The organism is Novipirellula methanifontis, assembly GCF_052161655.1.
Lineage (GTDB): Bacteria > Planctomycetota > Planctomycetia > Pirellulales > Pirellulaceae > Novipirellula.
On the sequence record NZ_CP197418.1, the window covers coordinates 587,449 to 603,483 of the forward strand.

At 54.7% G+C, this 16,035-nt stretch carries 11 protein-coding genes; 5 read left to right on the forward strand and 6 right to left on the reverse strand.

Annotation, left to right across the window (positions count from 1 at the left end; genetic code table 11):
- The first annotated feature begins 78 nt into the window (after positions 1–78).
- Genes SH528x_RS02090 through SH528x_RS02105 form a run of 4 tightly spaced genes read left to right on the forward strand, consistent with a single transcriptional unit; the run spans position 79 to position 5,689 of the window.
- Complete coding sequence (locus tag SH528x_RS02090; RefSeq protein ID WP_442508882.1) at positions 79–981, forward strand: sugar phosphate isomerase/epimerase family protein; 903 nt, start codon at positions 79–81, stop codon at positions 979–981.
- Positions 982–1,035: 54 nt separating this feature from the next.
- Complete coding sequence (locus SH528x_RS02095) at positions 1,036–1,608, forward strand: DJ-1/PfpI family protein (protein ID WP_442512066.1); 573 nt, start codon at positions 1,036–1,038, stop codon at positions 1,606–1,608.
- Entirely contained in the window at positions 1,608–4,130 is a 2,523-nt protein-coding gene (locus tag SH528x_RS02100; protein ID WP_442508883.1) for a c-type cytochrome, read from the forward strand. The genes SH528x_RS02095 and SH528x_RS02100 overlap by 1 nt, the downstream gene beginning before the upstream one ends.
- Complete coding sequence (locus SH528x_RS02105) at positions 4,124–5,689, forward strand: DUF7133 domain-containing protein (protein WP_442508884.1); 1,566 nt, start codon at positions 4,124–4,126, stop codon at positions 5,687–5,689. Before SH528x_RS02100 ends, SH528x_RS02105 begins: the two co-directional genes overlap by 7 nt.
- 55 nt (positions 5,690–5,744) lie before the next feature.
- On the opposite strand, the gene SH528x_RS02110 is transcribed toward SH528x_RS02105, so the two are convergent.
- The 6 genes from SH528x_RS02110 to SH528x_RS02135 form a co-directional block, all read right to left on the reverse strand.
- Positions 5,745–7,148 carry an IS4 family transposase gene (locus SH528x_RS02110; protein WP_442506785.1) on the reverse strand — a complete coding sequence of 468 codons (1,404 nt, stop codon included), beginning with the start codon at positions 7,146–7,148 and terminating at the stop codon, positions 5,745–5,747.
- Between the two features lie 405 nt (positions 7,149–7,553).
- Entirely contained in the window at positions 7,554–8,519 is a 966-nt protein-coding gene (locus SH528x_RS02115; RefSeq protein WP_442508885.1) for a CsgG/HfaB family protein, read from the reverse strand.
- Positions 8,516–9,553 (reverse strand): hypothetical protein, encoded by a 1,038-nt coding sequence (locus tag SH528x_RS02120; RefSeq protein WP_442508886.1) that lies wholly within the window; start codon positions 9,551–9,553, stop codon positions 8,516–8,518. Before SH528x_RS02120 ends, SH528x_RS02115 begins: the two co-directional genes overlap by 4 nt.
- The gene (locus SH528x_RS02125) at positions 9,543–12,656 is read right to left on the reverse strand and encodes a CsgG/HfaB family protein (RefSeq protein ID WP_442508887.1); all 3,114 of its coding nucleotides are present in this window, start codon (positions 12,654–12,656) and stop codon (positions 9,543–9,545) included. Before SH528x_RS02125 ends, SH528x_RS02120 begins: the two co-directional genes overlap by 11 nt.
- Entirely contained in the window at positions 12,656–13,459 is an 804-nt protein-coding gene (locus SH528x_RS02130; RefSeq protein ID WP_442508888.1) for a hypothetical protein, read from the reverse strand. The genes SH528x_RS02125 and SH528x_RS02130 overlap by 1 nt, the downstream gene beginning before the upstream one ends.
- Before the next feature lie 19 nt (positions 13,460–13,478).
- Complete coding sequence (locus SH528x_RS02135; RefSeq protein WP_442508889.1) at positions 13,479–14,048, reverse strand: RNA polymerase sigma factor; 570 nt, start codon at positions 14,046–14,048, stop codon at positions 13,479–13,481.
- Positions 14,049–14,290: 242 nt separating this feature from the next.
- On the opposite strand from SH528x_RS02135, the gene SH528x_RS02140 reads away from it, so the two are divergent.
- Entirely contained in the window at positions 14,291–15,880 is a 1,590-nt protein-coding gene (locus tag SH528x_RS02140) for a sulfatase family protein (RefSeq protein ID WP_442508890.1), read from the forward strand.
- Positions 15,881–16,035: the final 155 nt, after the last annotated feature.

Below are 16,035 nucleotides of genomic sequence, written 5' to 3' on the forward strand. Positions count from 1 at the left end.
CTGCTAAAATCATTTGCATACCCACCACTCGCCCTTCTCCCTACCTCCCCTTCTTTCTCCTCCCACTCGGATTCTTTGATGAAGCGACGTCAATTTTGCCAGCTCGCTGCGACCAGTGCGGCAGCCTTGATGGCATCGCACACGGTGGCAAGCGATTCCGCCGCATGGCGCCCCAAGTATTTGCTCGGCTCGTGTCTATACGGTTACGCACCCGTGGCCGACGTTGTCGCGGAAGTTCACAAGAGCGGCGCTGCCGCCATTGATATTTGGCCCAAAGTGCACGGGGACCAGCGAGAACAGATCGAAGCGATGGGAGCCGATGCGTTTGCGGAATTGCTCGCTAAACATGACGTCCAACTCGGGTGTTTGACGCAGTACAAATTGGGACCATTTCGCTTGCAGGACGAGATGCGTTTTGCGGAAAAGTTTGGCTGCAAAACGATTGTCGCGGGCGGTTCGGGCCCGAAAGGTTTGAAGGGCAGCGAGCTAAAACGAGCCGTTGGCGAATTCGCCGAAAAAATGAAACCACATCTTGCCGTTGCCGCGGAAACCGGCGTCACGATCGCAATCGAAAATCACGCTAATAATCTGATCGAGTCGACTGATTCGATGAAATGGTTGATTGAATTGTGTCCGAGCCCGCATCTCGGAATCGCACTGGCACCCTATCACTTGCCCCAAGATCCTGACGCATTAGCCAGTTTGATTCGCGAACTGTGTCCGCGGATCGAAGTGTTTTACGCGTGGCAGCACGGCATGGGGAGCACGAAAAAGCAAGCTCGCGAATTGGAAATGCAACAAATGCCCGGTCGTGGCGAACTCGACTTTGCTCCGATGATGCAGGCACTTGCTGCCGAGAACTACTCGGGTTGGACCGAGATCTTTATGCATTCGTTCCCGCGTGGGACCGCGATTGCAGATTCGACCGCCGGCGTCACCGCCGATGTGAACCGTGCTCGAAATTACTTGGCATCGCTGTAAATAACCGGCTAACCCCTCGACCCCTTTCTTCTCTTTCAAAGTCTAGAAATGACCATGGAAAAAGTATTGATTGTGATTGGTGACGCCAGCGAAACGCTGGACACCATGTACCCATATTACCGTTTGCAAGAAGCGGGGTTCCAACCTGTGGTCACCGCCCCCGAGAAACGGCGTTACCAAATGGTGATGCACGAAGTCAAAGCGGGATGGACGATCACCAAAGAATGGGAAGGCTATACGATCGATTGCAATGTGCCATTCAGTGAAGTGAACGAAGAAGAGTATGCAGGAATCATGTTCTCGGGCGGACGGGCACCGGAATACATTCGTTACGACAAAGATCTGGTGCGGATCACAAAACATTTCTTTGCCACCAACAAGCCGATCGCGTCGGTCTGTCACGGAGTCGAGATTCCCGCTTATGCCGATTGCGTGCGAGGCCGCCGAATGGCGACAGTTCCCAAGTGCAAGTTCGACCTAGAAGTCTGTGGGGGCACGTTTGTTGACGAGGCCTGCGTGGTCGATGGAAACTTAGTTAGCGGCCGGACGTTTCATGACAACGGTAACTACTTAGGTCCGTGGATTGATTTGTTGGTCAAGGCACGTGATGGCGTCGTGGTGGTTTGATGCGAAACTTGCTTGTTGTCGTTTGGGTTGCCACTGTCGTATGGACTGCAGTCGCGACGGCGGAAGATTCGGGTACTGATTCGACGTCCCTCCATGATTCATCGGCTCCGCCTGTGGTGGCGGGGTTCGATCGATTTGTGCGGCACGGGGATATCGACCCCGTCGACGGCGGACGCTTGTTGCTCAGCGAACTGAGTTGCACGTCATGTCATTTGAGTGATGGTGCCGCCGCTGGCAAGAGCACGACTGCGGAAGCGATTGAGCCAAAGCGAGGTCCGCGACTGCACAGTGCGGGACTTCACTACTCGCAGTCTTGGCTGGCTGATTTCATTGCCTCGCCGCAACAAGTCAAACCGGGAACGACGATGCCCGATTTGCTGGGGAATCGTTCGCCACAGCAGCGACGCGAGATCAGCCAAGCGATTGCGGCTTTTCTTGCCGACTCTCAGCGTGCCGATTATCCCGAGATCAAAGCGACCGGCGCCAATCCGGTGATGTTCGAGTTTTGGAATCGCGGCGATGCGGATCACGGTAGCGAGATTTTTCACACACGCGGCTGTGTGGCCTGCCATTCCAGCGACGCCGACTATGTTGTGACCGGGGCAATCACATCACCGGTCGATGCGTTGTTGGAGGAACTTGACCCCGAAGAACTCGCCGACATGGGGTTGGCCGCTGCGGCACGGCGAGTCGAGTCGATTCCACTCGGAGATCTGGCGGCCAAATACACTCGCAAATCGTTGGCTCATTTCTTGCACGATCCGGCGCACACGCGGCCAGCGCTACGGATGCCTGATTTTAAATTGTTGTCCCACGAGGCAGCGGATTTAGCCGAGTATCTGCTGACTGATTACTCCTCTGATGAGCCCACGTCCGGTACGAAGCCATCCCCGGCTGTGTCGAGCGGCGATGCTGCTAACGATGCGGCGCTCGTGCAACGGGGACGCGAGTGGTTCACTGAATTGAACTGTGCTGCTTGTCATGACTCGTCAATCAAATCTGCTTCGCCGAGTGCGATGCCACTGTCATCGGTCAGCTTAGCCGCCGCCAAAAGTTGCTTAGGGGATTCACCGCAGCGTCCCGTTCAGTACCCGCTCGACTCGGTGCAGCGAGACGCCATCGCCAAAGCGATCGAGGGTGCCAAGTCAGGACAGGAGATTTCGGCAACGCAAAAACTCGACGGTATTTTGTTGGCATCGAATTGTTACGGGTGCCATCAGCGCGACCAACTCGGAGGGATCGGTCGCTATCGGAAACCCTATTTCGAAACTGCGGGGCATATCGATTTGGGAGACGAAGGTCGGTTGCCGCCCCCGCTGACAGGCGTCGGTGCAAAGCTGACCTCTGCGCACCTTGCCAACGTCGTTTCTGGCAAGGCGTTGCCGAGCCGTCCCTATATGCAAATCCAGATGCCGCGATTTTCTCTCGACGTCACTCGAACGGTGCCAAAATTGTTCGCGGAAGTCGACGAGGCAAACATTGCCGATACGGCGCGTGTGTTCGGCAAAACAAGTGGCTTGGCCGAGGCCGGGCGAGAGTTAATGGATATCGGTTGTGTCCAGTGTCATACGTTTGGTGGCGATGCGTTGCCGGGCGTCGTCGGCGTTGATCTGAGCAAGATTAATTCTCGCATTCATCCGGCATGGTTCGAGCAGTTTTTGCTGGACCCTGGCAAAGTGAAGGCCCGCACCAGAATGCCTACGTTTTTTGTGGATGGCAAAAGCCCAAGACCTGATCTGCTCGATGGCGATCCCAAACAGCAGATTGCGGCGATGTGGACTTATTTGAACGCGTTGCCCAAGCATCCGCTGCCAAGCAAAATTGAAAAGTCGCGAGCAGAGAATTACGAGCTTTCGCCGACGGATCGTCCCATGATCTTGCGAACGTTCATGCCGGGAGCCGGGACGCACGCGATCGCAGTGGGTTTTCCGGAACAGGTTCACTTTGCCTTTGATGCCGAGCAGGTTCGTCTCGCAACGACTTGGCGTGGTCGGTTCCTCGATGCTCAGGGAACTTGGTTTGTTCGCTCTGCTCCTCCGGCAGATCCACTCGGCAATGATGTCGCTAATTTCCCCAGTGGATTTTCCTTTGCCGAACTTAAGCTTGAAAACGACCCTTGGCCGCTTCAGTCCGATGTGCGATTTGGTGGCTACCGAATTAATGCCAATCAAACGCCAGAGTTTCTGTATCGCTACGCCGGAATCGAGATCAGCGATCTGATCCAGCCCGCTAACGTAGGTGAGCAGCGTGAATCCAAACAGAAATCGGGGTTGCGGCGAGCACTGACGCTAATCCCATCCGCATCGAGGGCGAACACGGATACGGTTTGGTTCCGTGTTCTAAGTGGCCAGAAATTGCAGCGAATTGATGACCACACGATGGAAAACGAAGCCGGTTTGACGATATCCTTGCCACCATCGCTTGCACGTGATGCTCACGTCTACGAAGGCGATGGAGTGGCCGAGTGGCGTGTCCCCGTACGCGAATTTCCCTTCAAAATCGAGGTAAACTATTCATGGTAGTTCGCGTGCTTTGGATGACATGCATTTTGAGTTTGGTATCGCTGATGGTGATGCCTCCAACGTTAGAGGCGGCCGACGAAAACGACTTTTACAAGCTCGTCTCGATTGCGGTAGCCGAAGCGAGTGATTCTCGTTCACCGAATTGGCAACCCGCTCCCGAAGGCTTGGTGTTGGAAGTTAGCGGAATGACGGCGTTGGACGATTCACGGATCGCGGTCGCGATTCGCAAGGGTGAAATCTGGATTATGGACGGCGTCTATGACGATCCGCCTAGTAACGTCAAATATGAAAAGTTTGCCTCGGCGCTGCATGAACCGCTCGGGTTGTTGTGGCACAACAATTCATTTTATGTGACTCAGCGATCCGAACTGACGCGGATTCGTGATCGCGATGGGGATCACGTTGCCGACGAGTATTTGACCGTCGCCAAAGGTTGGGGCGTGACGGGGCATTATCACGAATATGCCTACGGACCCAAGCTGGATCACGAAGGCAACCTATGGATCACGTTGAACATCGGATTGGGGTTGAAGGGAGATCAGCTGACACGAACCGTTGAAAACAAAACGCTCGGCTATCGGCAAGGTTTGTGGCGTGGCTGGGGAATGAAAGTCACTCCGCAAGGCGAGCTGATTCCGGTCTGTGCCGGGATGCGATCGCCCTCGGGTTTGGGGGCGAACGCGGATGGCCAGATGTTCTACACCGACCAACAAGGCAACTGGGTCGGCACCAACACGCTACATCACTTGCGGTCGGGTGCCTTTTTTCATCATGCAGAATCGTTGGCGTCGATCGACCATCCTGAATCACCAATCACGAATGTCACGTCGGTTCCTGATGGGTTGCCATTCCCTGACGCGCTGAAGGCGTTTCCACAACTCGTTCCGCCGGTCGTTTGGTTTCCTTACAAAAAGATGGGGCAATCGGCGACCGACATCATGTTGGACGAAAGCGGTGGCAAGTTTGGTCCGTTCGCCGGCCAGTTGTTTGTCGGCGAGTTTACGCAAGCATCAATTCATCGTGTGTTTTTAGAACAGGTCAACGGTGAATACCAAGGTGCCTGTTTCCCGTTTCGCAGCGGATTTGCGTCCGCGGTGTTGCGGATGGCTCAAGGGCATGACGGCAGCATGTTTGTGGGGCTGACCAATCGAGGTTGGAGCAGTCTAGGAGCGGCGTCGTACGGTTTGCAGCGGTTGGTGTGGACTGGCGAAACGCCGCTAGAAATCAAAGAGATGCGAGCCAAGCACGACGGATTCGAGTTGACGTTTACAAAACCGGTCGACGTCAAAACCGCCGCCGATCCCGCGTCGTACACGATGTCGGGTTACACCTACCTGTATCAATCCTCGTACGGCAGCGATGAAATTCAAACGAAGTCGTTGGTGATTCGCGAAGCAAGGGTATCCGACGATGGTTTGCGAGTTCACTTGGTCGTTGATGGATGCCGCGAAAAGTTCGTCCACGAACTGAACGCAATCGGGGTGCGAGGTGAAAGCGGTGATCCCCTGCTGCATACCCATGCCTATTACACGCTGAATCAAATCCCAGCATCCGAGTAAATCCGCTTTGCACAACTTCGTAGCCTAGGCTTCCAGCCTGCTGATTACCCAATTTTTAATGTTCAGCTGAGACGGGCGGTCCGAAGGATCGCCATGCCAACGCGAAGTCCATCATTCGGCGAGTTCCGCGCCAAATCGTTTCCATCCCCGGTGGCCCATCATGTTTGCGTCGATTGTAGCCACCTAACTGAGCAAGCATCGGGATGAACTGCGAGAGTTCTGGGGCTGATTTGGGTGGTTCGGTTTCCTCAACGATTTTCCATACCGACTTCCACTCCGCTTCGCTGAACACGACATCACTGGGCAACTCAGGGCATTCTCGTCCAAGGAACGTGACAAACAGGATCCGCCACGCGACCACTTTGTAAAACATCAACGCGCGAATCAATCTGCTTTTCGTTTCCAGCATGATGTCCTCGACGCGGCAGCCCGATTTGTAGACTCTGAAAAACATTTCCACTGGCCACCGCGCAACGTAGTAATCCACGATTCGCAGAACATCCTGGTAGTCGTCAATCGGAAGTGAACTCAACAGCAGCCAGTTCAGATCGGTTCCGTCGCCCGGACCGCCGACCTCTTGCACAAGTACCACGCTGAGCGTCACTTCGGGAAGAGCCGATCTTGCATGGGGAGGTTTTACTTTTGTGCGAATCGCCCGGATTTCCAGAGTGGCTGTTCGGGCGGCGCGCTTCGCGGTGGCCGGTAGTTCGATCTGCCGCGTCGTGACGAGGTTAGAGTTTTCGACTTCCTCGCGCATCTTCTTGTAGGTATTGCCGCCCGCTTGTTCGTCTTTTTCAGGCAAGCTGCGGACTTGTTTGCTACGGATGACGAAGTCCGCAGGGCATTCGTGTTTTTCAGCTTCGACGAAGATGTCATAGATGTCACCTTCGCGGTCAGCCAACGAAACAATTTGCGTCTGGGGGCACTGGGATGCCAACTGGCAGCAACGCCGATAGCCTTGGAGCCATCGAAAACTTTCCTTGTCTTCGATGGGATCTGTCTTTCGCTCTGCTGCATTGCCCAAGCTCTCTTCGCTACGATCAAAGAAGTCGACATCGAGCACTCCCAGGCATAATTTTTCAGGGGTAAAGACAACGGAGCTATGGTCGTAGAGCCCTCTCCTTTCTGCTTGATTGAGGCAACGCACATCGTCGGGGGCGTGATTGCCAAAGTCCAATTCGGTCGTGTCTTGGGCCACGCAGACAACCTTCTGAAACTTGATTCGCTGAATTGTCGCTCGCCGGTGAGCGCTGAGAATCTCGTCGCTATCGACCTGCGAGTTTTGCAGGAACCGATAGGCTCCTTTGGCATCCTTCCATTTGTCGCAGGCTGCGTTGATACTCTCTTGAGGGTTGGCGAAGAGTGCCTTGAGAATCGCTTTGGATCGATCGTTTCGGCTTTTGTGCCCGAAGTCGATTGTGTTAAATTCTTGTTCAATGGTGGTCGGAATCGCATTCATCAATTGATCTCCTATCGCGTTAAAATAGGAAATAAATGGCGCAAATCGCGTGCCAAAACAGAGCTGATGTTGGAGAAGATTAAAAAACTATTGGGTAATCAGCAGGCTTCCAGCCTGGGTGGGGCAAAAACCGTTCTTCATCACGAAGGAAGTGCGATTATAAATTTATTAATCGGACGCTGATCTGGATCGTGTCCAAACACGTCTCCATTGGCTCCCCTCTCCCCACAAATTCGGAAAGAAACTCTTGCCCATCAGAATCAACCCTGATCCGAATTTGTGGGGAGAGGGGAGCCAGAGAATGTGGGTTTCGATGCGTCCATCAGAACCGTAAGTAATTGATCGTGCGTCCGAATGGATTTCAAGCGATTAGCCGTGGGTCGCGATAGCGCACCTATGGTTACTTCATTTCACCAGCTTCGGAACCAATCGCTTAACTAGTTTTCGAGCGGCTTCTTGCAATCCGGATTTCGCGGCGATCTGCTCGGCTAGATCGATTGACATGGTGGTCTCGGCGTCGGAGGTTAGCACCGTGCCGTCGGTTTGCTTGATCACTTGAACCTCCACGCGGCATTGAACCGATACGAGATCGGCGCGGCTCATGGCGAATTGGGAAAGTCCTTCTCCTTTGATCAGGACGTCCGCGCGAGCCGAGTTTGCGTTGTCTGACGCGATCACGTCAAACCCTAGCTCGGTGAGTAGTCGCTCGATCTCGGTTTGCGCCGCAGGGTCAAAGGTTTGCTGGCCCACGTGTTGCTCGGTAACGGCGACCGTAACGCTTGGCAGCTTCTTGTTCTTGCCGCGAAGTGATTTCCGAGTGCTCGCAAGCCAATCGTCGACCGGGACCGGTTTCGGCAGCAGCAGATTGGCTTTCTTCGCGACCACCTTGTCCACTTCCGCAGCCAATTGTTCGACCAATTCGCCCAAATCCGTATTGGAGGAACCTTTTACCGACGCGCCCGCCAAGCGACTGGTTTCGGTGCCGATCACCTTGGCGACCAAATATAAATCGTTGTTGACTTGCAAAACTGATCCGGTGATCAGCAGTTTCGCGCCCGTCAGTTTTCCAACTTGCATCGCCTCGTCCGCTTTGACGATGCCGGCTTTGCTAAGTTTCAATTCTTCAAATAGGTCGTCGATCGTTTGGCGTTCGACCAGCATCACATGCTCGGAAACGATCAGGTTAGCGAACAATAAATCGGCCACCTGAGCGGCTTCTTCTTGCACATCGCCACGACTTTCAAATGGCAGTATCGCGGTTGGAATCGGCCGCTCGGCATCGGCTGCGGTCACATGATGGCTAAACGCGAGCAGCAGACTGATCACACAGCCGCAAAGTATTGAGGTTCGGTACATCATCGATTCTTTCATGGGTCTTGGGGTGGATGGGGAAGTGTTTGGAGGAAGATATGCGTCAGGAATTCACGCGGCACGGGAGATTCGTTCCATCGCGAAATCAACGGCACACCGACAAAAAGAGCACCACCGTGGTTCTCTCTTGATTGATACTCGGCAAGTTGCCAAACCTGAGGCCCCATCGCCCGAGTAATCCGCAATTGGTTGTTTGAAACTTGCAATTCCCAGCCGCGAGGATGCTTGGCGTGCGACGACCAGAATTCCAGATCGAGTCGTTTGGGACGCCAGCGACTATTCGTAATGCTCGTGAAAGCGAGCTTCACGCCATCGGCAGCTGACGTTGGTATCGGCCACGTTGATGCATCGGCGGGGCGAAGCACGATCACCCACTTTCCGTCGCTGACCCATTGCTCGACCGCTTTGACGATCCGTTTGTCCCACATGATGGATTCGCCGATTACGATGATCGCTTCGGTATCGACGCGCTTTAAAGACGTGACCACATTGGGGGTCAGCCCTGTCTTTACCAAAGCATCTTCGGTGATGCCGGCGGGATCGTACAATGCAATTCCGGCATCGCTGAGTGTTTGTCGGATGTTCACAAAGCAATCGGGCGAATGCAATCGCAAAGCATGCCTTGTTTCAGCAAGCGGATCGCCGAAGTGCAGAAAAAGGTCCACCTCGAGCACCACATCTGGTTTGACTTCCGGAGTCTTTATCACAAAGGATCGTTCGGCGACATCGCCCGTGTTTGATGAGTGCAGTTCGTTAGCCGGTTTCAGTTCGCTGACGCCTTGGGTCAACGTGCGATTGGCTGTGTTCAACCGCCAGTAAGCTTTTTTTGACGCGGGCGCCACCCCCGGTGCGAGCGTTAGCGTTGAATTCTCGCCGGCGAACTGGTCCGATTGTCCTGGTTTCAATTGTGCCCATGACGGATTGGCGATGGACGCGATCAGCAGAAAGACGGCCCCCGCCGCGACGCGAACCCAACGCGAGCATGCGGAGCGTGGCTGTGAGTTAGCGGTTCGCTTGGGTGAATTAATTGTCACTGGATTGCACCTCGGAAACACGGGGCCTTTTCGTCACCTCCGCCAATCCGGCATGGGTGGCGATCCACAATCGGTCGGCTGCCCAGACACCATCATCCGAAGAATAATATCCGTCCATTTTGAATCCATCGCGGGGGCCGTACATCGAAAAATCGCCGGTATGTTTATTCACACGATAGAGTCCACTGCATAAAAATTTCTCATAAGCAGTGCCGCCAAACCAAATTTCGTCTTCGTGTTCAATCAAGAACTTCACTTGATAGCCGGACTTCTGACGCCCATGCGGATACCAAGCCTGTTTGAACCAATCTTCCGAGATCTCAGGTTGATCAAGCGGGTACAATTCGCGTTGACTGGTGGACGCCCAGTAGCCGATGTCAGCGGCAAATAGGAACGGAGATTTTAGTGAAGTCAGTTCTAGCAGACTCCACTTTTCTGTTTTTCGATCGTAATGCCGAACGGATTTGATCGAGCGTGCTAAGATTTTATCGTCGCTGACAATGATGTGCGTCGGAGCCTGATCGGGAGCGTCTTTACCCTCGAAAAATCGTACGGATCCATCTGCGGTGATCTTCACCAATCCGCCTCCGCGTGCGGTTCCAACACCGACGTAACACTCGTTATCCACGGCGCTGAGCGATTCAATATGCAGATCCGGTAACGACTGATCGAGTCCCCAGTGGTGCCATTTCTGGGACGCGATGTCGTAGCGAAACAGTCCCTCGTCGTCGGTTCCGACCCACAGGGAACCGGCATCGCTATCCATGCAGGTGATTCGTCCAATCTCTGCTTTGATCGTGGTCCAGGATTCAGTGGCAATGTCGAATGCGAAACATTGGTAACTCTGCTTTCCTCGCCCGCCACAGAAAACCCGCGAGCCGTCGGTTGCTAACGCCACACAAGACTTGGGGTATTTGTCAACGTTTGCCAGATAGCGAACGTTGATTTCGCGATCCGGATTCAACGGGACGCCACCTGCGGATTTGATAGCCCCAGCCACCGAGGCTTGATTGATCAAGTGAGGAACCGATTCGGCTGCACGAACCCATGTCGCCACGGCTTGCTCATCTTGACCGAGTTGCTGTAAGCAGTGCCCACGCTGCAGGTCGTAGTAGCCGCGGTTCAGCGAGCGAGGCAGACTCGGTGAAAACGAATCCAAGACTTTCATCGCGGCATCGACACGGTCGGCTCGTCGCCAATATTCCGCGGCGTGAATCAGTAAGTTTTCAAAGGCGTGTCGCTCGGCATGTTCATTCATTCCCGCGAACCCGCTGGCGGCTTGCTCGTACCACTTTGCCGCTTCTTCGTAGTTGCGTTTTCGAGCAGCGGATTCCGCAAAGAACAAACAGGCTGCGTGTCGCTTCCACAGGTTTTCGTCACTTGTCCAATTGGCAATCAACGCTTCGGCTTCGGGGGTATCGAGCATGCGGGCGATCCGGCTCGATTCGGTTGCCAGCAACCGCTTGACCATGGCATTGTCGACCTCGTCGATTCGCTTCGCCACGATTTGCAACACCGGCATCAACGACTGGATGTCCTCGGGCTGCAAGTAACGTGCACTGAGCAAATTGAGGATCCGTCCCCAGGTGTAATCGCGATGTGGGGGCGGCATCCTTTCAAAGGCAAATTGAATGTTTTCGGTCGACATCCGACTGAGGTTTGGTGCGACGGTGCGACTGATGCCGAAGGCGTGATGCCGCCCAATTCCCGAGAGTAAGTGTAGCGCTGCCGCTGCCAAATCGCTGTTCGGATTTTGCCGCGTTATTTGCCGTAGCAGTTCGCCGGCTCGCTCGTGATTGACAATGCCGTCGATGTGATGGCTGAAGCAAAACGCTAACGCATATGCCGCCACGGCGTGATCGGGATCGATGAATAAAATCGTCTCGAGCCGGTCGATCGACTTCCGAATCAAGTGAGTGCCCAGCGGAGTGTCGGCGCTCACCACACTGGCCCAATAGCCACGCGATTCGTACTTGGGCACGTTCGCGTCGACCTTTTCACGCAGATCGATACCGGGCACGCGGAAGCTGCGTTCACCGCCTGAGCTGGGCGATCGCGGGCGAAATCGGTACAGATCGTGAAGGACTTGGTCGAGCAGCCGTTTCGTTTCATCACTCGCTGCGCCCGCGGATCGATCATTTTCTGCGAGTTGGGGCGGCTCAGGTAAACGAGCGGCCTTGGACAATACGCCCGCAATCTTCATCGCCGCCAATGACAATTCATGCGGCAATTGGCTCGCCGTGGTTTGGAAATGGAACGTATGAATCGGTTCTTGCTGCCCGGCCTGAGTCACTTGCCCCGAGACTTCGATTTGCAAGCCTCCGTTGGCGTTGTGTTCATTTAGGGTCCCTGTGACGAAGTAGCCAGCCGATCGCTCTGGCAAATTCGCAGGCAGCGATGTCGAGTCGACGAAACCCGCTTGGATCAGTTCCATCTCACGCACCAGGTCGCTCATTTGAGATCGCTGCAAGACATGGAACCGCCGGTGGTTCAACAATTCCGCGGTCAGCATGTCGCGTATCCCCAGCTCAAGCGGTCTCAGTCGCACGAATCGTGCTTCACACTGAAACGCGGCGACAGCGACAGTGATCGCCGCTTCCGATGGGGATTCGATCACCGCGGATAAGTAGCGAGCCGTGTTCACAGCCGATTCCTCGACCGAGATCTCGTCCACCGCCGCGATACTAACGCCACGAATCGTCCCAGTTTTTGCTTCGACGACTCGCACGATCATTCGAGTGGAATCGGTTTCCTCTTTGATTGATAGAAATTGGGCATTCAGAATCAAGTCGGCGGAAAGCAATTTGCCAAACGGAGTTCCCTCGCGTTGCTGTGCACCCAACGTTTGGCTGATCAGCTGCTCTTGTAACGCCGTTTCGATTCGCATCCGCTCGACGACGATGATCGAATCGTTTTGGCTGAGCTGAAACTCAAGCAGATCAAGAAACGAATTCGCACGATCTTGCTGAGTCTGCGTCTGTGAATCTCGCAGCGTCGTTGTTAATGCCACCGAAGTCGGTTGAGCCGAAACGACTGTTCCGATCAGCCCAAAAACCGTTCCGATCTGCGCAAAAACGAGGAGTGACAGCATGCGAAGTGGCATCAGATCAACTCTCCATCACATGGCTTTAGCAACTCGTGCACGACGACGAGTTGCCAGTGCTGGTCGCCACGGTCCCGCTGCCACACAATCCCGGGAATGTTCGCGATGCAGTGTCGGGTCCGCGGCTCCGTCACGTCATCGGGCGATGAAACTGAAATTTCCATCCACAGTGAATCGTCGGGAAGCAGGTGCGACCACGTTTGGACCTCTATGTCCGAGACGTTTGACAAATGAAATTGATGATCTTGGCTGCCGATCCACTCTTCGCTTTGCACCGTTTTCCAAGCCGAGTTTGCGTTTCGCTGTTGCAGCACAAACCGCACGATGACTCGCGGCGATTCTTCCCAGGCGACCGTATGATTGACCAGATCCACCTCGACCGTTTGGCCGCGTTGATGGATCGAACGAACTTGATGCTCAAACACGCGATCAAACTCGCAAACCAAAACCTCGCTGCGATGCAAATCCTCAGGCGTGAACGACCAGGATGGTTGCGGGGCCGGTTCGGAATGAACGATTGCTTGGGTGGGGTTGGGTTCGCTCAGGTATTGCCATGCAAACATCACGAACACGATGCAGGCACCTACGGTCAGGCACGCGGCAACGCGTATCCACGATCCACTTGCGTAGGGCGAGGTGTCGTTTGGCGGTAGCGTCACTGACCCGGTGATCGAGTCTGGGCCCGCCGAAAGCTCGTCAAGAAAACGTGCTTGCATACGATCGCGTCGTGCTGGATTCGGGTCCAGTCCGCTTCGCCAATCGCGAAGTGTTTGATCGAGTTTTTCGTCGTCGGACGGTTTCATTTAGTTCTCCGGTAAATCGTTACCGATGGTCCTGCCACAATTGTCGTAAGGCCGGGGCGTTGCGAAGCGATTTCCTCGCCTCAGTGACACGTTGATAAACGGCATCGACCGAACAGTTTTCGATTTCAGCGACATCGGCAGCCGACAGTCCTTCGATCACCATCAGCACCAAAGCGGTGCGTTGCTTGTCGGTCAAGTGTGTGAGTGCATGTTCGATCTGATTTCGAGTCTCTTGCTGGGTTAGTAAGGTTTCGTGTGAATGATTTTTCGCTGCAACACGTGTGACGTCCGCCGCCGCGTCATGATGTTGCGAGCGTGTTTTTTGGCGGCGAAGGTCACTGCGAATCGTGTTTAACAGGATCGTGTACGACCATGTGCGAAAGGTTGCTCGCGTGTCAAAAGAATCGATCCAGCGTACGACTTTCAGCATCGTTTCCTGTGCCACATCTTCGGCTTGGCTGTCGCTGAGCATCATTGCTCGAGCCGTACCATAGAACTGCGACAAATAGCGTTCTGCTAATTCCGCCAACGCGGACATCTCTCCCAGCTCGCGCCACCGCTCGATCAATTGCTCATCGGATTCCGGCATAAGACTTGGAAAATCGGTGTTCAAACGGCAGCGAGAGGACTCTTCACACCCCCTTATACTCCGCCACTAGCGAGCCCTGAGGTCGAAAACTCAGAAATTTTTCTAGGGAATCTTCGCGGTCTGATGTTGAACGAGTCACAATGATTGGGCGACTGGCGACCCCGAGTCGTCGCCGGATCGGTTAAATTGGGTCATGAAAATGCTCTTCTCTATCTCTCGCCTTCCATTGAACTTTGCTGCCCATGCTCAACACGCAAATAAAACTTCGCTCAAGACTAGTCCCCTTCAGCCGATGGATCGGAATGGTCATTGTCTCGGTTTGTGCATCCTGCTCGATCGGGTTGGCTGACGAGCCATCGGAGTCCTCTGGCCGACCCAACGTCATCCTGGTGATGGCCGACGATCTGGGGATCGGAGACGTCTCGCCGACCAATCCCGACTGCAAAATCAAAACGCCGCATCTGCAACAGATGGCGGACCAAGGACTCACGTTTCTGGATGCTCACACACCCAGCAGCGTCTGCACCCCGACCCGTTATGGCTTGCTAACTGGTCGCTACAACTGGCGTTCGCGACTCGCTCGCGGCGTGCTCAGTGGTACCAGCGAGCACCTGATTCCGGCCGACCGCCCCACGCTTGGGCATCTGATGCAAGCGGCAGGCTATCACACTGCAATGATTGGCAAGTGGCATCTTGGTTGGGATTGGCATAAGGACGGCAAGCAGATTGATTTCACTCAGCCGGTGAAGAACGGTCCCGATATCAACGGTTTTGATCAGTATTACGGGCATTGCGGGTCGCTGGACATGCCGCCCTACGTTTGGGTCGATACCGGTCAAGTGACGGCACAACCCGATCGCGAGGAAGGTGTCACGAAGAAGCAAGATCCGTATGGTTGGTACCGCAAGGGGCCGATCGGTCCCGATTTCCAAATCGACAACGTGTTGCCTCATCTGTTCGACAAATCGATGACGTATGTCAAGGAGCGAGCGACTGATGCGAAAGCGGGGAAGCCGTTCTTTCTGTACCTGCCGTTGCCCGCACCTCACACTCCGATCGTTCCTGTACCGCCGTATAAGGACGCCAGCGGGATGAATCCGTATGCGGACTTTGTCATGCAAGTCGATGCACATATGGGGCAATTGTTCGCTGCGATCAAAGAATCGGGGCTTGACGACAACACGCTTGTGATTTTCACGAGTGACAACGGGTGTTCCCCCGAGGCGAACTTTGGGGTGCTGAAGGAACACGGGCACAACCCGAGTGGCAAGTATCGCGGACACAAGGCCGACATCTACGAAGCAGGTCATCGTGTGCCCCTGATCGCCCGTTGGCCGGGACGTATCGAAGGAGGCGGCACCACGAATGCGGTGGCCTGTTTGACCGATGTCTATGCGACGCTCGAAGCAATTACGGGCCAGACGAAGCAGGCTCTCGGTGGCGAAGACGGCTTCAATTTGTTGCCCGTGTTCGAGGGGGCAGAGACTTCGGCGCGTCGCTCGTTGATCAGTCATTCGATCGGTGGATCATTCGCCATTCGCCAAGGATTGTGGAAGCTATGTTTGTCGGCGGGCAGCGGCGGATGGAGTGCCCCGCGAGAAGACGCAGCCAAAAAGCAAGGTTTGCCGTCAATGCAGTTGTTCGATCTGCAGGCGGATCCTGCCGAGACAAACAACTTGGTTGCGACGCATCCCGAAAAAGTGCAATCGCTGCTGCGTCTGCTAGAGCAGGAAGTCCGCAACGGACGCTGCACGCCAGGGGAAGTGGTCGCAAACGACCGCGATGTCCAATTCCTTCCCAATGGCGTCGAGATAGTTGGCGACCGCAATTAAGGACCTTCGGAGTCATTACTGACGTAGCGGAACTCGCGCGAGAGTTTCGACCAGCCTGGAAAACGAAAGCAGCCTGGAAAACGAAAGTCTTGACGACTTCCGCTACGGGAAAACCCGTCACTTATTGTTCCGACGGTGCTAAGCCGCTCGCTCAG